The organism is Vibrio pelagius, from assembly GCF_024347575.1.
GTDB lineage: Bacteria > Pseudomonadota > Gammaproteobacteria > Enterobacterales > Vibrionaceae > Vibrio > Vibrio pelagius.
In genome coordinates this window covers 2,946,585-2,969,172 of sequence record NZ_AP025503.1, presented here as the reverse complement: position 1 = coordinate 2,969,172, position 22,588 = coordinate 2,946,585, and the positions used below count along the sequence as shown (strand labels likewise).

Sequence of the window (22,588 nt, the reverse complement as noted above, 5' to 3'; positions counted from 1 at the left end):
GCTCAAAGTAGTTGGTACTTACGCCATTCAACTATTCGAGGTCTCTTTAAATCAGTGGGAGCGCTAACAAGGCGACAAGTGAGCTTATCCCTATGAGCATAGCTCGCTATGTGATTAGGGTAAGCGAACGTAGTCAACGCAGTTACCGCCCCAATGATGACAAGAGAATTAGTGGCGGAAGTGACGCATGCCCGTAAAGATCATCGCCATGCCGTGTTCGTCTGCTGCTGCAATAACTTCGTCATCACGCATAGAGCCACCCGGTTGGATAACACACTTGATGCCAGCTTCTGCAGCCGCGTCAATACCGTCACGGAATGGGAAGAATGCATCTGATGCCATTACACAACCTTCAACTTGTAGACCTTCGTCTGCAGCTTTGATGCCTGCGATTTTCGCAGAGTAAACGCGGCTCATTTGGCCTGCGCCTACACCGATAGTCATGTCACCTTTCGAGTAAACGATCGCGTTAGATTTCACGTACTTCGCTACTTTCCAGCAGAATAGTGCGTCTTTTAGCTCTTCTTCTGTAGGTTGGCGTTTAGAAACCACTTTAAGGTCATCTTGCGAAACCATGCCTTGGTCGCGGTCTTGAACCAGTAGGCCGCCGTTAACGCGTTTCACATCAAAGCCAGTTGTCTTAGTTGTCCATTCACCACACTCAAGTAGACGCACGTTCTTCTTAGCCGCTACGATTTCTACTGCTTCAGCAGAAACAGAAGGTGCGATGATCACTTCAACGAATTGGCGCTCAGTGATAGCCGTTGCTGTTGCTGCGTCTAGTTCACGGTTGAATGCGATGATGCCACCAAATGCAGACGTTGGGTCTGTTTTGAACGCTCGGTCGTAAGCTTCTAGGATGTCTTTACCTAGTGCTACACCACATGGGTTAGCGTGCTTAACGATCACACATGCTGGCTCGTCGAACTCTTTCACACACTCAAGTGCTGCATCTGTGTCAGCGATGTTGTTGTAAGAAAGGGCTTTACCTTGGATTTGGCGAGCAGTAGAAACAGACGCTTCTTCTGGGTTTGCTTCAACGTAGAATGCAGCTGCTTGGTGGCTGTTTTCACCGTAGCGCATGTCTTGTTTTTTCTCGAACTGTTGGTTGAACGTGCGAGGGAACTTGCTCTCTTCGTCACCTTCCTTGTTCTCACCGTAAGATGGAACCATAGTGCCGAAGTAGTTAGCGATCATGCCGTCGTAAGAAGCTGTATGTTCGAATGCTGCGATAGCTAGGTCGAAGCGAGTCTCTAGAGTAAGAGATTTCTCGTTTGCGTCCATTTCAGTGATAACGCGATCGTAGTCGTGAGCGTTAACAACGATAGTTACGTCTTTGTGGTTTTTCGCTGCAGAGCGAACCATTGTTGGACCACCGATATCGATGTTCTCAACGGCATCAGCAAGGGTACAGCCTTCTTTAGCAACGGTTTCTGCGAATGGGTATAGGTTAACAACAACCATATCGATAGGATTGATGCCGTGAGTTTCCATCACTTCATCATCTTGACCACGACGACCTAGAACGCCACCATGAACTTTTGGATGCAGAGTCTTAACGCGGCCGTCCATCATTTCTGGGAAGCCAGTGTAGTCAGATACTTCTGTAACAGAGATGCCTTTCTCAGCAAGCAGGCGAGCAGTGCCACCAGTCGATAGAATATCGACACCACGGTTAGCAAGGGCTTGTGCAAATTCAACGATACCAGTTTTGTCTGATACGCTAATTAGGGCGCGGCGAATTGGACGAGCGTTATTCATGCTTCCATCTTCCTCAAATTCATGGAGTTAAAATAAAGATATTTGCCAAAAAAGAACTTGTTTCCATCTTCTTTACTCTGGATAACGTATAACAGAGTGAGAGATAAAATATTGGCCAGTTTTGGTAAAGACCTTTGAGATTCCGTTTCTTCTTATGTTTAATACCTAAGAAAATAACAGTCTCCAAATTTGATGGCGCACATTCTAACTAATTTATTACAAAAAAGCTCGCGCAATCGTTTGGCATCTCAAAAATAATTGTGAAAATTGCCATTTGAGCCTGAAAAGTAACGAAAAGGTTAATTGTGGCAGTAATGAAAAATCAGGAAAAACTATGTTTCAGATAGGAGAATTAGCGAAACGCTGTGGTGTGACAGCCGATACGCTAAGGTTTTATGAGAAAAACCATCTTATTGCTCCGGCGAGTCGCAGTGAGTCTGGTTATCGACTGTATGACGAAAATAATCAAAAGCAGGTGACCTTCATCCTAAAATCAAAGGCGTTGGGCTTGAGCTTGGAAGAGATTAAAGAATTACTCGATATTCGCTTAGAGGCGACTCAGCATAGCTGCGCGGAGGTGAAGTCGATTACCAGCGCTAAGTTGACGATGATTGATGAGAAAATTGCTGAGCTGAGTCGTATTCGAATTGCCCTGAAAAAAATCAATGATGCGTGCTGTGGGCATGTGGATGATGATGCGAGTCACTGCTCAATTCTGGCGGCACTGGATTCTGAGAATACCCAGAAAGGCAGCTGTTGCAGCGACTGAGCTTAGAGATAAAAAAAGCCCAACTTACTCAGTAAGTTGGGCTTTAAATTTCTGTACGTCAGAATGATTAGTTCATGCCGTATTTTTTAAGTTTCTTGCGAAGAGTACCGCGGTTGATACCCATCATGGTTGCTGCGCGAGTTTGGTTACCGCGAGTGTACTGCATGATGGTGTCTAGTAGTGGCTGTTCAACTTCAGCTAATACTAGTTCGTATAACTCGCTGACTTCTTGACCGTTTAATTGAGCAAGGTAGTTTTTCAATGATGCTTTCACTGAATCACGTAGTGGTTTCTGCGTGATTTGGTCTTGTGATGTTACTGTAGTCACTGTCAATGCTTCTGAAGTCAGATTTTGTTCGAACATATTCGGTCTAGCTCTTCTCGTAATTATGGTGCAACGTTATCAAAATAACCTTCTAACGCCTCAAGCTGCAGATCACCTGCTTCGAGTGCGTTGAAGGTACGGCGAAACTCACTCGCTTGTTCGTGTTCTTTTAGGTACCAACCCACATGCTTACGTGCAATGCGCGGGCCTAAAAACTCTCCATAAAACTCATGTAGAGCATGAACATGACCAAGCATGATGTCTTTCACTTCCGAAGTCGGGAGTGGGTCCATCGTGGTGCCGTTTTCCAAATAGTGGTGGATTTCCTGGAAAATCCAAGGACGTCCTTGGGCAGGACGGCCAATCATTAAAGCGTCAGCACCGGTGTACTCCAGTACAAACTTTGCTTTCTCCGGACTATCGATATCACCGTTAGCGATAACCGGTATAGAGACAGCTTGTTTCGCCGCTTTAATGTGTTTGTATTCGGCCTCACCTTTGTACATACAAGCGCGAGTTCTTCCGTGAAGAGCAAGTGCTTGAATGCCGCAGTTTTCAGCTACTTTAGCGATTTGGACACAGTTTCTATTGTCTGTATCCCAGCCTGTGCGAGTTTTCAACGTTACTGGAACGTCAACCGCATTTACCACAGCCTTCAAGATCTCTTCGATAAGATCCGGATATTGCAGTAACGCGGAGCCCGCAAGCTTCTTATTCACTTTTTTTGCTGGGCAACCCATGTTGATATCGATGATTTGCGCACCGTTCTCAACGTTGAATTGCGCAGCCTCGGCCATAAGCTGTGGATCTGCACCAGCGATCTGTACTGAACGAATGCCCGATTCGCCTTCATGTACCATACGCTGCTGAGACTTCGACGTTTTCCAAACCTTAGGATTGGAGGACATCATTTCACTGACTGCCATCCCCGCTCCATAGCGAAGACACAACTCACGGAATGGTCTATCCGTTACGCCAGCCATTGGGGCGACGATTAGATTGTTCTTAAGTTGATAATTTCCGATTTTCAAAACGTCATCACAGTTCTGTACCAGCAAGGGCGCGCATTTTACGCATTTTTTTGCTGCGTGAAAAGACTAATATTTGAGCATTTACAATTTGTTTTTGTAATTTGCATAAAATTCAGTCAATTAGCGCTCAAAGTCTTGTCTAGCCTTGCTTGCGACCAGAGATTCGACACCACTCTTGCTGCTCAACAATCGGATCAATGTGAAGTTCATCACAGTAATAAGTCGCCACGTCTTCCGCTTGTGTATCCAAAACACCCGACATCGCAAGTACACCGTCTTCTTTTACTAGACCTTTAATGATGCCTGAAAGTTCGCGTAGTGGACCGGCAAGGATGTTAGCAACGACAACATCAGCAATCAGACCTTCTGGCTGATCTTGAGGCAGGTATACTTCTAATTGGTCAGCGACGCCATTGCGCTCGGCATTGTCTTTTGATGCAAGCAGAGCTTGAGGATCAATGTCGATCCCAACAACTTTTGCTGCGCCTAGTTTGATCGCTGCGATCGCTAGGATGCCAGAGCCACAACCGAAGTCGATCACTGTTTTACCTGATAGATCTAAGCCCTCTAGCCACTCTAAGCAAAGCGCTGTTGTTGGGTGAGTACCTGTACCAAACGCTAGACCTGGGTCAAGCATTACATTGACTGCGTCCGGCTCTGGGATGTCACGCCAGCTTGGGCAGATCCATAGACGCTCACCGAATTTCATTGGGTGGAAGTTGTCCATCCATTCACGTTCCCAGTCTTTATCTTCGATCTGCTCGACTTTGTGAGCGAAATCAGCAGGGAACATGTTGCTCGCTTTAATTTGCGCTAGAACGGCGCTGGTATCAATTTCAGCGTCGTATAGAGCTAGGATATCCGTATCGCCCCAAAGTCGTGTCTCACCCGGCAGAGGCTCAAATACAGGGGTATCTTGTGCATCAAGGAAAGTGACAGAAAGAGCGCCAGTCTCTTCCATCAACATGTCGCCAATCTGTTCGGCATTTTCGTTGGTCGCATTAAGCTTGATTTGAATCCAAGGCATGGCTGAATCTTCTATATGAGAAAAATTGGATGGCGAGTCTAGCAGAAAATATGAGCAAATTCACCAAAACCCCAAGGAATATCATGGGCGAGTAAGTGGCGTTTTTTGAATGCTTAAAAACAAAAAATGCCCACCAAAGTGAGCATTTTATTCTGTTCTTACACGAACAAATTACACAAAACTAGCTTCTATTGAAGACCAAGTTTCTTCTCAAGGTAGTGGATGTTTGCACCACCGTGTTGGAAGTTCTCGTCATTCATGATCGATTCTTGTAGAGGGATGTTCACTTTGATGCCTTCTACAATCATCTCGCCTAGAGCATTCTTCATACGAGAGATAGCTACATCGCGGTTCTCACCGTAAGTGATCAGCTTACCAATCATTGAGTCGTAGTGAGGTGGTACTGTGTAGCCTGTGTAGATGTGAGAATCCCAACGTACGCCCATGCCGCCTGGTGCGTGGAAACGCTCGATCTTACCTGGTGAAGGTAGGAACTTATCTGGATCTTCCGCGTTGATACGACACTCGATAGCGTGACCGCTGATCTTGATGTCATCTTGAGTGAAAGACAGAGGCTGACCCGCAGCAACACGCAGCTGCTCTTTGATTAGGTCAACACCGGTAACCATTTCAGTTACTGGGTGCTCTACTTGGATACGAGTGTTCATCTCGATGAAGTAGAACTCGCCGTTTTCGTATAGGAACTCAAAAGTACCTGCACCACGGTAGCCAATCTCAAGACAAGCACGAGTACAACGTTCACCAATGTACTTACGCATTTCTGCCGTGATACCTGGAGCTGGTGCTTCTTCAACAACCTTCTGGTGACGACGCTGCATAGAACAGTCACGCTCACCAAGGTGGATAGCACCGCCTTGACCGTCGGCAATTACTTGTACTTCAACGTGACGTGGGTTTTCTAGGAACTTCTCCATGTAAACCATATCGTTGTTGAAACATGCTTTTGCTTCTGCACGTGTCATTGCGATCGCTTCAGTTAGCTCTTTTTCAGAACGAACTACACGCATACCACGACCACCGCCGCCACCTGATGCTTTGATGATAACTGGGTAGCCAATACGCTTAGCGTGAGCTTTGTTGGTTGCTTCATCGTTGTTCAATGGGCCGTCAGAACCGGGTACACAAGGTACGCCAGCTTTCTTCATTGCCGTGATTGCAGAAACTTTATCACCCATGATTCGGATAGTTTCAGCTTTAGGGCCTACGAAGATGAAGCCGCTTTGCTCAACTTGCTCAGCAAAATCTGCGTTTTCAGATAGGAAGCCGTAGCCTGGGTGAATAGCAACAGCGCCTGTTACCTCTGCCGCACTGATGATGCGAGGGATGTTCAGGTAGCTATCGATACCACGAGCTGGACCGATACAAATAGTTTCATCTGCAAGCAGTACGTGCTTAAGGTCGCGGTCAGCTGTTGAGTGAACAGCTACCGTTTTGATGCCTAGCTCTTTACATGCTCGCAGAATACGTAGTGCGATTTCACCACGGTTAGCGATGACTAATTTATCTAACATAATGAGGCTTCTCTATTATTCGATAATTACTAGAGCTTGATCGAACTCAACTGGTTGGCCGTCTTCAACTAGGATTGCAGTTACAACACCAGATTTGTCCGCTTCGATTTGGTTCATCATCTTCATTGCTTCAACGATACATAGTGTATCGCCAGCGTTAACTTGTTGACCTACTTTAACGAATGGTTTTGCGTCTGGGCTTGGTGCGCTGTAGAAAGTACCAACCATTGGAGAAAGAACTTGGTGACCAGTTACTGCCGCTGGAGCTTCAGCTGCTTCTGGTGCCGCCGCAGGAGCAGGGGCCGCTGCAGGAGCTGGTGCTGCTACAGGTGCAGGCGCTGCTGCGTAGTGAACTGGTGCTGCTGCAGGAGCTGTGCTGTTACGGCTGATGCGTACTGACTCTTCACCTTCAGAGATTTCTAGTTCTGCGATACCAGACTCTTCAACCAATTCGATCAGCTTTTTGATTTTGCGAATATCCATCGTTTCTTTCTCTTATTTGTTAATGAACCATGCTCTATGACTGGAGCTGGTTTCTATTAGTTCGGTTATGTTCGTTACTTTGACTGAAGCTTGTTAATCGCAGCGGTCAAAGCAAATTGGTAGCCTTGTGCACCCAAACCACAAATTACCCCTTCGGCTTTGTCTGAGAAGTATGAGTGGTGCCTAAATGGTTCACGTGCGTGAACATTAGAAAGGTGCACTTCAATAAATGGGATTGCTACACCAAGTAATGCATCGCGTAGTGCCACACTGGTGTGTGTGAACGCCGCTGGATTGATAATAATAAAATCAATACTTTGAAATGCACTGTGAATGGCTTCAATGAGTTCGTACTCACGATTTGATTGTAAGTGAGACAGCTCAACGTCCTGCGTTTTCGCTTGCTCTTTCAGACCATCAATTATCTGGTCAAGTGTTTGAGAACCGTAATGTGCCGGCTCTCTTAGGCCCAACAGGTTAAGGTTTGGGCCATTTAAAACTAGAATGCGAAACTTTGTAGACATCGTGGGGCTATCTTCCTTTATCATGACGATGAGTGTGAATGTCCCATTTTATTTACAAATCATGCCGTTTTGCTAGCGCTAAAACGACCGATTTTAAAAATTAGAACCAGATTATAGCTAATTCAGCGCAAATCGCAGCAATTTACTGGTCTAATCTCCTAATGTAATGGGGCATAATTGTTACCAAGTTAACAAAAAATGGGAGAGGCCTTAATTCCAGGGTGGATATTTGAGATCAAGATCAGGCATAAAAAAACCGCCACACAAGTGACGGTTTGAAGGTGGGGTGTTTTAAACATATCAGATAAACATGCCTAGCTAGGACCGTTTATCCTCGGCTTTATGCCAGCTCAGCTTGTTCTGCGATGAGCTTGTCAACCACACTTGGGTCGGCAAGTGTTGAAGTGTCGCCGAGGTTACCTGTATCGCCTGTTGCAATCTTACGCAGGATACGACGCATGATCTTACCAGAACGTGTTTTTGGTAGAGAGTCTGTCCAGTGTAGTACGTCTGGTGTCGCAATTGGACCAATCTCTTTACGTACCCAATCTTTCACCTCTTTATGAAGTTCAGCCGTTGGGAATTCACCGTCGTTTAGGGTGATGTAAGCGTAGATCGCTTGGCCTTTAATGTCGTGAGGGATGCCTACAATTGCAGCCTCAGCAATCTTGTCGAATGCAACCAGCGCCGATTCAATCTCTGCCGTACCCATACGGTGACCTGATACGTTTAACACGTCATCCACACGACCTGTGATCCAGTAGTAGCCATCTTCATCACGACGAGCACCATCACTGGTGAAGTACATGCCTTTGAAGGTTGAGAAGTAAGTCTGCTCGAAGCGCTCATGGTCACCATAAACAGTACGCATTTGACCTGGCCAAGAATCTAGAATCACTAGGTTACCGTCGGTTGCGCCTTCGATGATGTTACCCATGTTATCGACTAGTGCAGGTTGAACGCCAAAGAATGGGCGAGTCGCAGAACCTGGTTTTAGATCCGTTGCACCCGGTAGAGGAGCGATCAAGATACCGCCCGTTTCGGTTTGCCACCATGTATCAACAATCGGTGAGTTCTCGTTACCAATCGTTTTGTAGTACCACTCCCACGCTTCTGGGTTAATGGGTTCACCTACCGAGCCCATAATACGCAGACTGCTACGCGTAGTGCCTTCAACCGCTTCGTTACCTTTCGCCATCAGAGCGCGAATCGCTGTTGGAGCCGTATATAGAATGTTTACTTGGTGCTTATCAACCACTTCACTCATTCGGCTAGTATTTGGGTAGTTTGGCACGCCTTCAAATAGGATTGTTTTAGCGCCGTTAGCCAGTGGTCCGTAGATTAGGTATGTGTGACCCGTGATCCAACCCACATCCGCAGTACACCAGAAGGTTTCGCCTTCTTGGTAGTCAAATACGTACTTGAACGTCATTGCAGCATAAACTAAGTAACCACCGGTTGTGTGTAGAACACCTTTAGGTTTACCTGTTGAACCTGATGTGTAGAGAATGAATAGAGGGTCTTCTGCTTTCATCTCTTCTGGTGGGCACTCAGAAGATACGTTTGCTGTTGCTTCATGCCACCATACATCACGATGTTCGTGCCAATCAATGTCACCACCAGTGCGTTTCATGACGATAACTTTTTGAATGGTTTTTACTTCTGGGTTGGTCAGAGCTTCATCGACATTTTTCTTAAGAGGAACGGCACGGCCGCCACGAACGCCTTCATCAGCGGTGATCACGACTTTAGAGTCAGAATCGATGATACGACCTGACAGTGCTTCTGGTGAGAAGCCACCAAACACTACAGTGTGAACGGCACCGATACGTGTACAGGCGAGCATTGCAACCGCCGCCTCTGGCACCATTGGCATGTATAGACACACAACGTCGCCTTTTCGCACACCTTGTTCTTTGAGGGCGTTAGAAAATTCACACACTTCTTTGTGCAGTTCTTTGAAAGTCAGCGTCTTGTCGTCAGCTGGGTCATCACCTTCCCAAATGATAGCGACTTCATCACCGCGCTCAGCCAGGTGGCGGTCAATACAGTTCGCAGATACGTTGAGCGTACCGTCTTCAAACCAGCGAATGTCGATGTGGCCTGGATCAAATGACGTGCTTTTCACTTGGGTGAAAGGCTTAATCCAATCTACGATTTTTCCATGCTCTCCCCAGAAACCTTCAGGGTCAGAAACAGATTGTTGGTACATGGCTAGGTAAGTGTCATTATCCGCGTGCGTATTTGCTTTGATGTTTTCTTTTACCGGATAAACGTGGGCTTCACTCATTGCATCTCTCCTTGTGCCTACATTCCTAATGAATTGGCAACTTCCTTTATGTTCAGTTTCTAAGTCAAGTTAGTGGACTGTCGTTGTGTTATCACTGTCGGCTAGCAGAGCCATTTCCACAATTAGACTTTAGGATGAGAAGCGTGTTTCTACTTAAAAAATAGCGAGTTAAGTGCTTTTTTGAGAGTTAGATCGTTTCATTTATCCGTAATGGTTGAATTACGAATAAGAAGAGTTGAAACGCGGCAGAGCACCGTGTTGTAGGCGTACAAAAATCAGTGCAGCCGAGATAGCGTCTTGTAATGCATCATGTTTATTGGTGGGCAGCGGCAGGTCGAGTTGGCGACAGATGGTATCAAGACTTAGATCGAAATAGGCATTAGGCAGGTGCTTTTCGAGCTTTTCTTGATAGAGCTGGCTCACTTCTACTAATGGATTAGGTAGAGGGAAACCAAAGTGTTTTAAGCACGCTTTATCGAGAATTTTTTTGTCATAGCGGATGTGGTAACCCACCAAAGGTCGATTGCCGATGAAGTCGAGCAGTGCACTGATGGCCTGTTTCTCTTCGACCCCGTGTTTGAGGTCTTGGTGGCGGATTCGATGGATTTTGATTGAGTTAGAATCTAAAGATTGAGGTGCTCTTAGTCTGACCTCAAATGGCTGACTGGTGATAATGCGGTTACCGATAATTTTGGTGGCTGCAATTGAGACTAACTCTGCTTGATTTGGGTCGAGGCTGGTGGTTTCACAATCGAGCGACACCAACTCTTGTCCTGAATTGGTGGTAAAGAGATCCTGATAGGGCGATCCTTTGAGCTTTCGATACCAGTAATAGCGCACTAATCGGTTCATGGTGATCTAGTCCCTAATTTGGTAGTGGTAACCCAACCATTGCTTAAACTTTTTCACGACGTGCAAGCTGTGTCTTAGTAGGTCTCGGTCTGCGCGCTCCATAAGTTTTACGTCGAGTTTATTGCTGTTGTGCTGCTGCGATAAACGTTGTGATAGACGCCATTTGAAGAACTGTTTGAGCGCTTCGCTGAGGTTGTCTGCCGTGCTTTGTTCAAGAACATTCTTTTGCACCAGTGCGTCGATGCGTTCGAAGGTGTTGTTGACACGGATTCCGTGCTCAAGGCTGAGGGCTCTTACGCCATGAACGATAGGGAATATCCCCCCTTGTTTGATGTCTAACCCCGACTTTGATGTTTTCACATTGCCAAACAGAGATAGCGGTACAGAGAAGCTGAGAGCGGGGCGGCAGAACTCTGTGAGTATCAGCTCTTGTCCCACCATTAAATTTCTCAAGTGCTCTTTAACGGGTTGCAGTAGATCTCGATTGCCCGCTACTGCATGGGCGTCTGCCATAATGGCGATGTCCATGACCGTATCGGGAGTCGCCTTTTTCACCCATTGCGACAGTGTCTCCTTCCAGCCTTGTTGTGAGTGCACCCATTTCGGATTGTTCACCATCACATTGCCTGGACAGAGCGGGTAGCCTAACTGCTGCAGGGTATGAGTCAGCTCTGCCATGACCTCTTCACAGTGATGCCACTCTAAACCGTCTTGAATAATCAGCGCGTTGTCTTGGTCTGTTTTGAGTATCTGTTCTCCGCGTCCCTCTGAACCGAGCACAATCAGACAGCAGTGGTTTTGCAGTGCAGGAGGCAAAATCAGTTCAAAAGCTTTTTCGATAATTTGCTCGTTAACCGCAGAGATCAGTTCCATGATAAAGCGTGTTCGAATGCCATTGCTGATTAAGCTCTCAACCAATTGACGCTGTTTGTTGGAGGCCATCGCTAACTCTTCGATGCTAGTGGCACGAGCTATTCGCAGAGTCAGTACATGAGAGTGGGTCGAGAATGCACTCAATATTTGTGTCATATCGAGCATGCCGACTGCTTCTTGCCCATCACAAACCATCAAGCGTTTTACCCGATTACGCGTCATATTAATCATGGCGTTAAACAGGAAATCACCATCATTGACATGCAAAACAGGGAAGGTCGCTATCTCACCGACGGGAGCATCAAGGGGATAATCCTCGAGCATCACAGCGTGTAATAAGTTGGTTCGTGTGACGATAGAATAGGGAAGGGTATATGATGATCCAAAAGCTTTTAGATCATCATAGGCCAAGCGAACTAAAGCCGAGTCAAGCCCTTGCTCCTTAAGGGTTCTTGTCACTTCATTGATAGGTTGATTAGGCTCTAGGATCAGAGGTGGGTGATAAATCGAATCGTCGACTTTGGTTAGGATAAATTCAGCCAAGTTTTGCTGCTGCTTGGCAGCCTCTATGAGCTCTTTACGTTTGGCGAGGTTGTTATCAAAGTAGGCGGCAAACTGGCCATTGGCATTGTAAAGCTCAAGGAATACGTCAGTGGGAAGCAGGTAGCTGAGGGTATCTTCTAGCGCGATGTATTGGTGTTTAGTGTGAGGTTCAAATTGGCTGCGTACGTCAAAGATATCGTCGTTCGCATAGTGGGCGTAAATCTCGCCATCTTTGCTAGCGCGCTCTTCCACGGCACCCTTGATTAAAATATGCAGATAATGGCTTGGGCGACCCGCTTCGAGAATGATTTCTTGAGCGCGATAGTAAACCACATCGAGTGCCGAGCGCAGGGTCAGCTGTTCGGCCTCAGATAAGCTATCGAAGGGAGGGTGCTGCATATTAAATTTGTCAGGCATAAGCGTCGCAGATAGAGTGAAGAACCTAATGTTAAGTCTGACAAAAACTCACTGAAGCTCCAGACGACTTTAGTCTAAACGTGCGATTTTCCTCTGTGATGCAGTCATTGATAACACGGAAACTCAAAGCAGTAATTATTCCCTTTTTCATATGATTGCATAAAGGCATAATCTCCGCTGCCTCCCTACAATCGTTTATATAGGTATATGTATGTTTAACCCTTCCCCTTATGGATGGATATCTCAATATTTCATCGGCTTCTTTTTCGCTTACGGTGTCTACCTGCCGTTTTGGGCATTATGGTTCGAAGACCAAGGGGTTTCGGCGGGTGATATTGGGGTATTGATCGGTGTGGGTTTTGCGACGCGATGTGTGGCGAACCTTTTGATTACTCCGCGTGTTCATAAAGCGGAGCACTTGATGCCAGCACTGCGTTGCCTCAGTTTTGTTGCACTATTGCTTGTTGGTTTCCACTTCTTTACCGGTGGTAGTTTCTTATTGATGCTGCTAGCAACGGTAATGTTCAACCTCTGTTATGGACCGGTTATCCCGCTTTCTGATGCAATGGCGAACCATTACAGCCGTCTCAAGATGCTTGATTACGGACGTACACGTTTGTGGGGGTCAGTAGCCTTTATTGCAGGTTCTACCGTGGTTGGTTATCTGGTGGCTAAATTTGGCACCGATATGATTTTGTATACGGCATTAGCAGGGGTGCTTGTCTCTTTAATACTGGCGATGAGAAATCCAACTGTGATGCCGGTGACGCAATCCGAGCAACATCAAGTTCGCCCGAAGTTAGGCGCTTTGATGCGTGAGCGCTCGGTCGTGAAGTTTCTTGCATTGATGGCGCTGCTGCAAGGCAGTCATGCTGCTTACTACAGTTTCAGTGCGATTTATTGGAAAGAAGCAGGCCACTCTGAAGCTATCATCGGTTATCTGTGGAGCTTGGGAGTCGTGGCGGAAGTGGGTGTGTTTGCATTGAGCAAGCGACTCTTCTCCGGTATCGCACTCAGAATGCTATTTGTTGTTGCTGCACTAGGTGTGATTGCACGTTGGGGTATCACGGCATCGACAACCGATATCTTTGGCTTGGTGTTAGTACAACTACTGCATGGTGTGACGTTCGCAATGGCGCACATTGCTGCCATTCAGTATATCCAATCTGAAGCAGAGAATAAGATGGTGGCACTGCAAGCACTCTACAATGCGATTCCGCTTGGTGCGTTTATCGCATTGATGACCACTCTGAGTGGTTGGGGCTATGAATTGTGGGGCGCGAACATTTTCTGGGTGATGGCTGCAATGGGTGTGCTGGCTCTGTTTATTAAGTTGGATGAGCGCAGCTCGGTGGTTGACGTCGAATTGCAAGCAGCACCAGCTAAAGCCGAGAATTAGAGCCTGAAGCACAGAAATTCATCGACCTGATTGTGTTACTGACACTTCCTTAGTTAAATGAAACCTCTCCCTTATGGAGAGGTTTTTTTATGGAAGAAAAGGGTTCGCAATGCAAGGATGGATCGTAATCCCCGTCTCACTCGCTTATCTCGGGGTGCTATTTTTAATTGCCTGGTATGGAGATCGACAAACTCGTTGGTTGTCTCGTTGGCGCCCATGGATATACAGTTTATCGATTGCGGTTTACTGTACCTCATGGACTTTCTACGGCACAGTGGGGCAGGCCAGCAACAACCCGTGGTCTTTTCTTCCTATCTACATAGCTCCGATTCTGGTTTTTACCTTGTGCTGGCGGATCTTGGCGCGCTTAATTGTTATAGCCAAGCGTGAACACATCACCTCGATTGCCGACTTTATTGCCGCTCGATATGGTAAGTCACAAGGGCTTGCGGTCACGGTGACGATTATCGCTGTGGTGGGGATCCTGCCTTATATTGCACTGCAGTTGCGTGGCATCACTATGGGCCTCGATATCGTTGCTCCGAGTCTAGCGCAAGACTTTGGCTATCAGGATTACCATGTTTCTTGGTTTGTAGTGGGGGCCTTGGCCATCTTCACGATGTTGTTTGGTACGCGTCATATCGATAACACCGAACACCACCGTGGAATGATGATGGCGGTCGCGTTTGAGTCGATCGTTAAGCTGGTGGCTTTCTTAATTGTTGGGCTGTTTATCATCTACCTTGCGACCAGTAGCGATAAGATTGATCTGCTTGAGGTCGCTGCGCAGACTTACGAATCCCCTAACATTCCCACTCTCATTATCCATACTGTGTTGACGATGTTGGCGATTGTGTGTCTGCCTAGGCAGTTCCATACGATGGTGGTTGAGAATGAAAGGCCGCAAGATCTGCATACAGCGCGCTGGCTCTTCCCTGTTTATCTGATCTTGATGGGACTATTTGTACTGCCGATTGCTTGGGCAGGGCAAGGGCTACTCACGGGTATGCCTGCTGATACCTATGTGATTAGCCTGCCAATGGCAGAAGGGGCGAACAACATTGCTTTGCTGGCCTTTTTAGGCGGTACGTCCGCCGCAAGTGGTATGGTGATCGTTTCAACCATCGCACTGGCGATCATGGTTTCCAATGATCTGGTGATGCCGTTATTGCTGCGTCGGATGCGACTCACACAGAGAACCCATCGACACTTCTCCGGGTTGTTACTGGTGATTCGTCGTGCGCTTATCTTGCTGTTGCTACTGGGGGCGTGGGGTTTTTATCAAGCATTAGATAGTATCCACTCACTCTCTGCGATAGGTTTTCTCTCGTTTGCCGCGATTGCACAGTTTGCACCAGCCCTGATTGGTGGCATGTACTGGCGTTTGGGTAACCGCAAAGGTGTTTATGTTGGTCTTTTATTCGGTTCTATTATTTGGTTGATTACTTTGATGAGCCAAACCAGCATGCTGGCGGGTGACCAAGAGAGTAACCTGTTGCTATGGCTTATCACACCACCTGACCTATTAGCTCACTGGGATGTGAGCAGTTCTAACTGGGGGATTGTGCTCAGTATTACCGTGAATACGTTCTGGTATGTGGTGGTATCCCTGTCGACAAGGCCAAGCCTAAGTGAGCGCTTACAATCAGCGGCATTTGTTGGCGCACCTCTGCCTGAAAACGAGAACATGAGCCTTTACCAGAGTCGTGTGACAGTCGCTGAGCTAGAGATGCTCGCCTCACGCTTTGTAGGACGTAAGCGAGCGAAAAGTGCTTTTCAGGCGTATTGGCAGCAGCAAGGTCAGCCATTACTTCCCAATCAACAATCACCGGCCAGTTTGATTCGACATGCTGAACGTGTACTGGCTGGGGTATTCGGTGCTTCCTCTGCTAAGTTAGTACTTACTTCGGCTCTGCAGGGCAGGAATATGCAGCTAGAGGAGGTCGCGACCATCGTTGATGAGGCTTCTGAGCTGTATGATTTTAGCCGTGGCTTACTACAAGGCGCGATTGAACATATCGGCCAGGGCATTGCGGTTGTCGACCAACAGCTCCGTTTAGTAGCGTGGAACCAGCGTTATCTTGAGTTGTTCGTGTTCCCTAGTGGATTGATTCAAGTCGGTAGGCCGATTGCCGATGTGATTCGACATAATGCGGAACAAGGCTTATGCGGACCTGGCGATCCAGAGGACCATGTTAAACGGCGTATCTTCCACCTTGAACAAGGCACTCGCCATACCTCTTCGCGTGTGAGGCCGGATGGTCGCGTAATCGAAGTGCAAGGCAACCCGATGCCAAGTGGTGGGTTTGTGATGAGCTTTACCGATATTACGGTGTTTAGGCAAGCGGAGCAGGCGTTAAAAGATGCCAATGAGAGTCTAGAATCTCGAGTTCATGAGCGCACCCAAGAGCTCGAAAAACTCAATCAGCGTTTGGTGAAGGCCACTCAAGTATCAGAACAAGAATCCAAATCTAAATCGCGCTTCTTGGCGGCAGTGAGCCACGACTTGATGCAGCCATTGAATGCGGCACGCTTATTCGCTTCTTCGTTGTCAGAGGTTGCGAAAGAGCAAGAGGTTAAGCAGCTCTCTTCGCATATCGAGAGTGCACTTGGTGCGGCAGAGGACTTGATTGGTGATTTACTTGATATCTCGCGTCTGGAGTCGGGCAAGCTCGAAACCAACGTTCATGGTTTTGCTATCAATGATGTTTTGTCTAACCTCAACGCAGAATTTAGCGCCTTGGCTGGGCAGCAGAATATCGATTTCCATATGGTGCCCTCATCGCTGTTTATTCAGTCTGACCCGAAACTGCTGCGTCGTGTTATTCAGAACTTTTTGACCAATGCATTTCGCTACAACCCAAATGGTAAAGTGCTTTTGGGAGCGCGGCGTGTGGGCGATCGTGTGCGTATTGATGTGTGGGATAACGGCACTGGTATTGATGAAGATAAACAGCAAGAGATCTTTGAAGAGTTTACTCGAGGGAGTCAAGTACGCTCAGATCAAGGTTTAGGGCTTGGCTTAGCGATATCAAAAGGGATCGCACATGTTCTAGGGCATGAAATCTCGATGCGTTCTTGGCCGGACGAAGGCAGCGTATTCTCAATTACCTTGCCACGAGCTGAGAAGGTGGTTGCGATACCACAAGTAACGACAACGACCGTCAACAGTGAGATTGCGCAACTGAAAATCCTGTGTGTGGATAACGAGAGCGACATTCTTGTTGGTATGGAGAAGCTGATTGGTCGTTGGGGGTGCGATGTCAGAACTGCGGTTGACTTGGTCGAGAGCTTGAAGTGTCTGGAAGGCGGTTGGCAGCCAGATGTGATCTTCTCGGATTATCGACTCGATAATGGGCGCACTGGCCTGGAAGTTCTGCAGCAGTGTCGCTTGAGATTGGGTGCTAATTTCGAAGGGGTTATTATCAGTGCTGATCGTACCGATGACATGCTAGCGGCGATCAAAGCGCATGGTTTCAGTTTTATTGCTAAGCCAGTTAAGCCGCTCAAGTTAAGGGCCGTGCTCAATCGCGTCGCTTAATTAGTATTTGGATCATGGTAGGCAAAAAGCGAAGCCAACGTTGGCTTCGCTTTTTATTGGGCAGGATTAGCCGGCAATTCCGCCTTTCGTCAGCTGGCTTGGGTTCAATAAGCTCGCCAACTCTTCACGTGGAATATCGGTTTCACGCTCTGCAACATCTAAAATTGGTAGACCTTCTTTATACGCCTTTTTGGCGATGTCTGCGGCTTTCAGGTAACCGATAACTGGGTTGAGCGCCGTTACTAGAATTGGGTTCTTCGCTAAGGCCTCATCAAGGTTATCTTGACGAACGGTGAAGGTAGCTACGGCTTTATCCGCCAGTGCCACCGAACTGTTGCTCAGTAGTTCGATGCTTTCAAGCACGTTGTGCGCGATGACAGGTAGCATCACATTGAGTTGGAAGTTGCCAGATTGACCTGCGACTGTGATGGTGGTGTCGTTACCAATCACTTGCGCTGCCGCCATTGCTGCTGCTTCTGGAATCACAGGGTTTACTTTGCCTGGCATGATAGAAGAGCCAGGTTGCAGAGCTTGTAGTTCAATCTCGCCAAGACCAGCCAGTGGGCCAGAGTTCATCCAGCGAAGATCGTTTGCGATCTTCATGATCGCAACTGCTGCTGTTTTAAGCTGTCCAGATAGTGCGACGATCGCATCTTGGCTGCTGAGATTGAAGAAGAAATTTTCGCTCGAACTGAATCGCAGTTTCGTTGTTTGAGATAGGTTGTGCGCGAAGACGTCTGCAAACCTTGGATCGGCGTTGATCCCGGTTCCGACGGCTGTTCCACCTTGGGCGAGTGCTTTTACAGCCTCCAAGCTCGACTCAATGCCTTGTTTTGCATGGTCAATTTGGAATTTCCAACCTCCTAATTCCTGAGCGAGAGTGATCGGCATGGCATCCATTAGGTGAGTGCGACCTGTTTTCACTACATCGGCAACCTGCATCTGCTTGGTTGCTAACACATCGGATAGGTGAGTAAGGGCAGGAAGCAGCTGTTTCTCTACCGTTAGTGCCACGCTGACTTGAATTGCTGTCGGCACAACATCGTTACTGCTTTGCCCCATATTCACATGGTCATTCGGACTAACGTCGCCTTGAAGCGCACGTGAAGCCAGCGTTGCGATAACCTCATTGGCATTCATATTCGAGCTGGTACCTGAGCCCGTTTGATAGACATCGACAGGGAAGTGTTCAAGGTGTTGGCCATCGATGATCTCTTGGCTCGCATCGATAATTGCATGAGCAATATCGCCCTCAAGATGACCCAATTGTGCATTGGTGTTAGCGGCTGCTTGTTTGATGAAAGCGAGTGCTTGAATGAAGCTTGCTGGCATCGTGTGCGAACTGAAAGAGAAGTTATCAGCGGCACGCTGTGTTTGTGCTTGGTAAAGTGCATTGGCTGGCACTTTTACTTCACCCATGCTGTCTTTTTCGATTCGAAATTCTTGGGTCATGCTGGATCCTTGTTAGCCAAGTGGAGCTTGGACTTGCTGTAGGGTTTGTTGGAGCGGTAAATACTTCTGTTTACCGTTTGGTTGTTGGTAGTAATGGCGCTTTAAACAAAATAGAGGCGTGTGGATCAAATCAAGGCATACGCGGCGAAATGTCGGGCTGCGCTGCGGTGACTCAATGGCCTCTATTAAGTGAAAGAACAGCTGACGAAGAAACAGCTCGCATAACAAAATGTTTTCATGCTCACTATCTTTTTCATACTGAAGCGCAAGCTCTAGACTGCAGTCAATATAGCTTTGGACTGTTGACGACTCATAGCCCTCAACCACATCGGAAGCGAGAAAACGATCTTGTGCTTTGTAAAACGTAGAATAGATAAGTTGCTGTTGCTGCATTAATCTCTCACCATCGTTAATTAGATGTTAATGATAATTATTATCAAACAAGAATATTAAAAACAACCTTTAATTTTCATAAATGGCGGGACGAAAAGAAAAAGCCGATACACGATGTATCGGCTTTCTGAGAATCAGTGCTTAATCCCTACAATGTAAGCACTGATTCATTTTAGTCTCTTTTGAGATTTTTGCTTAGTGGTCGTGACCTGCACCAGCACCTTTAGGGTAACGGATGTTCTCAACCATCTCTTGTACATCTTGTGGTACTTCAGCTGTCACCTTGTTCACAGCGATAGATACTACGAAGTTCAGACACATACCTAGTGTACCAATACCCTCTGGGCTGATACCAAACCACCAGTTGTCTGGCGTGCTTGCTGCTGGGTTGATGAACTTGAAGTAGATGATGTATGACGCTGTGAATAGGATACCCGCCAACATACCTGCAATTGCGCCTTCCTTGTTCATCTTCTTGTAGAAGATACCTAGGATAATCGCTGGGAAGAAGGATGCTGCGGCTAAGCCGAATGCAAACGCTACTACCTGTGCTACGAAGCCTGGTGGGTTAATACCTAAGTAACCTGCACCAATAATCGCAACCATTGCTGCCAGACGAGCGGCTAATAGCTCTTGCTTGTCGGTCATGTTTGGTCTGAAGCCTTTCTTCAACAAGTCATGTGAGATGGATGTTGAGATTACCAGTAGTAGACCTGCTGCTGTTGATAGTGCGGCTGCTAGGCCACCGGCTGCCAGTAGTGCTACAACCCAGTTAGGTAGTTTCGCAAGCTCTGGAGAAGCCAGTACGATAATGTCACGGTTGATCTTCATCTCGTTGCGCTCATCGCCCGAGTAGAACATCTTGCCATCGCCATTTTTGTCTTCCCAGCCTACTAGACCAGTGCTTTCCCAGTTTTTGTACCAGCTTGGTGCTTCTGCTGCTGGAACACCTTGCATGTCAGGACCGTTGATTGTCTCAATCATGTTTACACGAGCAAACGCCGCTACACCTGGTGCTGTTGTGTAAAGTAGAGAAATAAACAGTAGCGCCCAACCTGCTGAGATACGCGCATCACGTACTTTTGGTACTGTGAAGAAACGGATGATTACGTGTGGTAGACCTGCAGTACCCACCATTAGAGCTGCACAGATGAAGAATACATCCACCATGCTCTTATTGCCTTCGGTATAGGCGGTAAACCCGAGCTCTTCGGTCAGCCCATCCAATTTATCGAGTAGGTAAACGTCCGTCCCTGAAATGGTTGAACCCATACCGATTTGTGGAAGCGGGTTCCCTGTCATCATGATTGAGGTAAAGATAGCTGGCACAAGGAAAGCGAAAATGAGGACACAGAATTGAGCTACCTGCGTATAAGTGATGCCTTTCATGCCGCCAAGTACTGCGTAGAAGAACACAATACCCATACCGATGATGATACCTAGGTTAATATCAACCTCTAGGAAACGTGAGAATACAACGCCTACACCACGCATCTGGCCTGCAACGTACGTGAATGATACGAAGATCGCACAGAATACCGCTACCATACGCGCTGTTTTCGAGTAGTAACGCTCACCGATGAAATCAGGAACCGTAAACTGACCGAACTTACGTAGGTAAGGGGCTAAACAGAGTGCAAGTAGTACATAGCCACCTGTCCAACCCATTAGATATACCGCACCGTCGTAACCCACGAATGAGATGATACCTGCCATTGAGATGAATGATGCTGCTGACATCCAGTCCGCGGCTGTTGCCATACCATTTGCGACAGGGTGCACACCACCGCCTGCAACGTAGAACTCACTGGTTGAGCCTGCACGAGCCCAGATTGCGATGCCGATATACAGTGCGAAAGTGATACCGACGAGAATAAACGTCCAAGTTTGAATATCCATGTTCTAAACCTCTAGTCTTCCTGTACGTTGTATTTCTTGTCGAGCGCATTCATGCGCACTACGTAAATAAAGATTAAGGCGACAAAGGTGTAGATCGACCCTTGTTGAGCGAACCAAAACCCTAGCTTGAAACCGCCCAGTTGTACGGTGTTAAGCGCGTCGACAAATAAGATGCCAGCGCCGTAAGAGACCGCAAACCAGATAGCAAGCAGAGTCCCCATTATTCCCAAGTTTTCCTTCCAATAGGCTTGAGCATGTTCTGTTGATTCGAACGCCATTGCCTTCTCCTTTATTCCGTTTCCATAGAATGTTGTTGTGTTAACGTAATGTTACGATTTGAAATGTAGCAAGGATAAGTCAAGGGATCTGTGCAACTTTAGTCGGGGCGGGGTTGTTGTTAAGTTTTTGTTTTATATGGCTTGGTGCGCTTTTTGATTTAAAAGTGTGATGTTAAAATGTTGTTAAATTAGCCAAAAGTCTAACAAAATGTCGATTTTTGATGAGATAAAACTCGCAGGGAGACCAAGTTTATTTTTTGAGCAAGGTTTAGCGTTTTGAAGGAGTGTTTGGGGAGGTGAGGTCAGGGAGTAGGATTATACCAATCGTAGTAAATAATTGCTCACCCTAGCTTGTTAAAATGCTCGATAACTGCGTTAGAATTTTTGATTGTAGAATAACTACTTATCGAAAAATTCTGCCTTGTTATCAAACCTTTTTCCTGCGCTATTTTTGATCACTTATTTACTGTGATTGGTATTACTCTCAGCCAAGCAGAGGCTGAGAGCAACATCTTTTAAAGCTGGTAAGACTTATAGATAGAAGTCTTTGATGCCCATCAGAAGGTTATTTACAGCAACCGCCGCCAGAATCAAACCCATGACACGGCTAATGATTGCGGCTCCGACATTACCAATCACCTTCTGAATCTTAGTGGCGCCCAGTAGCAGCAGCAAGGTGATAACAAGCACCAACACCATAACCCCTGCGGTAATGCTCTGGTCGATCAGTGAGTAGCGGTTATTGTCGGTCAACATCACAATCGCCATCATGGCCCCAGGTGAGGCAATAGAAGGGATCGCCAGTGGGTAGACTGCGAGGTCGGAAAGCTGCTTACTGCACACTTCTTCTGAAATTTTCTGTTCTTGCTCTGGCTTGCTCTCACCAAAGATCATTGTCAATGCGAACAACAGCAGTACCAGTCCACCGGCAGCTTGGAAGGCGGGCAGTGGGATCTGCATCGCTTCAAGGAGCAGTTGGCCTGCGATAAGGAAAAAGAGTAGCACTCCGGTTGCGATTGCGACCGCTTTTAGGGCGACAGCACGGCGCTGTTTTGGTGTGAGACGTTGTGTTTGAGATAAATAGACAGGGACAGAGCCAATAGGATCGATGACCGCCCAAAGAACAACAAACTGAGTAATGATGATACTAGTAAGCAAGGAGAATCTCCCAGAGTTAATGACAGAGGGATAAAGGCCGC

18 protein-coding genes are annotated in these 22,588 nt (G+C 47.1%); 3 read left to right on the top strand and 15 right to left on the bottom strand.

Annotated elements, in window-relative coordinates; genetic code table 11:
- Positions 1-168: 168 nt before the first annotated feature.
- Positions 169-1,761 (bottom strand): bifunctional phosphoribosylaminoimidazolecarboxamide formyltransferase/IMP cyclohydrolase, encoded by a 1,593-nt coding sequence (gene purH / locus vsple_RS13215; protein ID WP_261882218.1) that lies wholly within the window; start codon positions 1,759-1,761, stop codon positions 169-171.
- Positions 1,762-2,095: 334 nt separating this feature from the next.
- On the opposite strand from purH, the gene zntR reads away from it, so the two are divergent.
- Entirely contained in the window at positions 2,096-2,530 is a 435-nt protein-coding gene (zntR, locus tag vsple_RS13210; protein ID WP_032549928.1) for a Zn(2+)-responsive transcriptional regulator, read from the top strand.
- A gap of 67 nt (positions 2,531-2,597) precedes the next feature.
- On the opposite strand, the gene fis is transcribed toward zntR, so the two are convergent.
- The 9 genes from fis to vsple_RS13165 form a co-directional block, all read right to left on the bottom strand.
- A complete protein-coding gene (gene fis / locus vsple_RS13205; protein ID WP_004729744.1) occupies positions 2,598-2,894 on the bottom strand; it encodes a DNA-binding transcriptional regulator Fis in 297 nt (98 codons plus the stop codon).
- 23 nt (positions 2,895-2,917) lie between these two features.
- On the bottom strand, positions 2,918-3,886 hold the full coding sequence (dusB, locus tag vsple_RS13200) for a tRNA dihydrouridine synthase DusB (RefSeq protein ID WP_255229693.1): 969 nt from the start codon (positions 3,884-3,886) through the stop codon (positions 2,918-2,920).
- A 139-nt stretch (positions 3,887-4,025) separates the two neighbouring features.
- The gene (gene prmA, locus vsple_RS13195; RefSeq protein ID WP_261882217.1) at positions 4,026-4,913 is read right to left on the bottom strand and encodes a 50S ribosomal protein L11 methyltransferase; all 888 of its coding nucleotides are present in this window, start codon (positions 4,911-4,913) and stop codon (positions 4,026-4,028) included.
- A gap of 188 nt (positions 4,914-5,101) precedes the next feature.
- Complete coding sequence (gene accC / locus vsple_RS13190; RefSeq protein ID WP_261882216.1) at positions 5,102-6,445, bottom strand: acetyl-CoA carboxylase biotin carboxylase subunit; 1,344 nt, start codon at positions 6,443-6,445, stop codon at positions 5,102-5,104.
- A gap of 15 nt (positions 6,446-6,460) precedes the next feature.
- Entirely contained in the window at positions 6,461-6,928 is a 468-nt protein-coding gene (accB, locus tag vsple_RS13185) for an acetyl-CoA carboxylase biotin carboxyl carrier protein (RefSeq protein ID WP_255229696.1), read from the bottom strand.
- Positions 6,929-7,002: 74 nt separating this feature from the next.
- Positions 7,003-7,452 (bottom strand): type II 3-dehydroquinate dehydratase, encoded by a 450-nt coding sequence (aroQ, locus tag vsple_RS13180; RefSeq protein WP_261882215.1) that lies wholly within the window; start codon positions 7,450-7,452, stop codon positions 7,003-7,005.
- Positions 7,453-7,792: 340 nt separating this feature from the next.
- Positions 7,793-9,742, bottom strand: a complete 1,950-nt coding sequence (acs, locus tag vsple_RS13175) for an acetate--CoA ligase (protein WP_255229699.1) — start codon at positions 9,740-9,742, stop codon at positions 7,793-7,795.
- 219 nt (positions 9,743-9,961) lie between these two features.
- Complete coding sequence (locus tag vsple_RS13170; protein WP_255229700.1) at positions 9,962-10,594, bottom strand: 3'-5' exonuclease; 633 nt, start codon at positions 10,592-10,594, stop codon at positions 9,962-9,964.
- A 6-nt stretch (positions 10,595-10,600) separates the two neighbouring features.
- Positions 10,601-12,427: a DUF294 nucleotidyltransferase-like domain-containing protein gene (locus vsple_RS13165; protein WP_261882214.1), complete on the bottom strand. Its 1,827-nt coding sequence runs from the start codon at positions 12,425-12,427 to the stop codon at positions 10,601-10,603.
- A gap of 211 nt (positions 12,428-12,638) precedes the next feature.
- Here vsple_RS13165 and vsple_RS13160 point away from each other — a divergent pair, with 211 nt between their 5' ends.
- Positions 12,639-13,826, top strand: a complete 1,188-nt coding sequence (locus vsple_RS13160; protein ID WP_261882213.1) for a 3-phenylpropionate MFS transporter — start codon at positions 12,639-12,641, stop codon at positions 13,824-13,826.
- 109 nt (positions 13,827-13,935) lie between these two features.
- Complete coding sequence (locus vsple_RS13155) at positions 13,936-17,367, top strand: hybrid sensor histidine kinase/response regulator (RefSeq protein ID WP_255229705.1); 3,432 nt, start codon at positions 13,936-13,938, stop codon at positions 17,365-17,367.
- A 66-nt stretch (positions 17,368-17,433) separates the two neighbouring features.
- On the opposite strand, the gene vsple_RS13150 is transcribed toward vsple_RS13155, so the two are convergent.
- From vsple_RS13150 to vsple_RS13130, 5 genes are all read right to left on the bottom strand, one after another.
- Positions 17,434-18,819: a class II fumarate hydratase gene (locus vsple_RS13150; protein ID WP_261882212.1), complete on the bottom strand. Its 1,386-nt coding sequence runs from the start codon at positions 18,817-18,819 to the stop codon at positions 17,434-17,436.
- Positions 18,820-18,831: 12 nt separating this feature from the next.
- Positions 18,832-19,212: a hypothetical protein gene (locus vsple_RS13145; protein ID WP_261882211.1), complete on the bottom strand. Its 381-nt coding sequence runs from the start codon at positions 19,210-19,212 to the stop codon at positions 18,832-18,834.
- A gap of 195 nt (positions 19,213-19,407) precedes the next feature.
- On the bottom strand, positions 19,408-21,111 hold the full coding sequence (locus tag vsple_RS13140; RefSeq protein ID WP_261882210.1) for a sodium:solute symporter family protein: 1,704 nt from the start codon (positions 21,109-21,111) through the stop codon (positions 19,408-19,410).
- An 11-nt stretch (positions 21,112-21,122) separates the two neighbouring features.
- Entirely contained in the window at positions 21,123-21,389 is a 267-nt protein-coding gene (locus vsple_RS13135) for a DUF4212 domain-containing protein (RefSeq protein ID WP_239841950.1), read from the bottom strand.
- Between the two features lie 531 nt (positions 21,390-21,920).
- The gene (locus vsple_RS13130) at positions 21,921-22,547 is read right to left on the bottom strand and encodes a MarC family protein (protein WP_261882209.1); all 627 of its coding nucleotides are present in this window, start codon (positions 22,545-22,547) and stop codon (positions 21,921-21,923) included.
- Positions 22,548-22,588: the final 41 nt, after the last annotated feature.